Consider the following 406-nt stretch of genomic DNA (forward strand, 5'->3'; position numbering starts at 1 on the left):
CCAGCAGCTTGGTGAATTCCTCGGTGTTGGGCTGCCAGGTCTGCAGCATGGCATTGAGGTTGGTGATGGTGTCTCCGTAGGCCGCGCTGGAGTTGTTGACCGTGTTGGCCAGGGTGGCCAGCACGGCGTTGCCCTGATCGATGAGCGTTCCGAACTGCTGGTCGCCGGAGGTCACCGCCGCGCTGAGCCGGTTGAGCCCGTGCAGCATCTCTTCCAGCTGCGGCTGGCGGGTGTGCATGGTGCTCATCAACGTCGACATGTTGTCGATGAGCTGGGTGAAAATGCCCGCGTTGTTGCTCAAACTCGATGTCATGGCCGCGATCTGGGTCAGCAGTGTCGTCAGGGTCTGGGCCTGGCCGCTGAACGTCTCGACGAATCCCCGGGTCAACGTGTTGACCTGTTCGGG

1 protein-coding gene is annotated in these 406 nt (G+C 62.1%); it reads right to left on the reverse strand.

The features are described 5' to 3' along the window. The coding region (locus IMZ11_RS44500) for a hypothetical protein (RefSeq protein WP_228649821.1) at nucleotides 1–313 on the reverse strand (313 nt) is incomplete at its 3' end. Nucleotides 314–406: the final 93 nt, after the last annotated feature.

Origin of the sequence: Microtetraspora sp. AC03309 (genome assembly GCF_020826795.1) — a bacterium.
GTDB lineage: Bacteria > Actinomycetota > Actinomycetes > Streptosporangiales > Streptosporangiaceae > Microtetraspora > Microtetraspora glauca.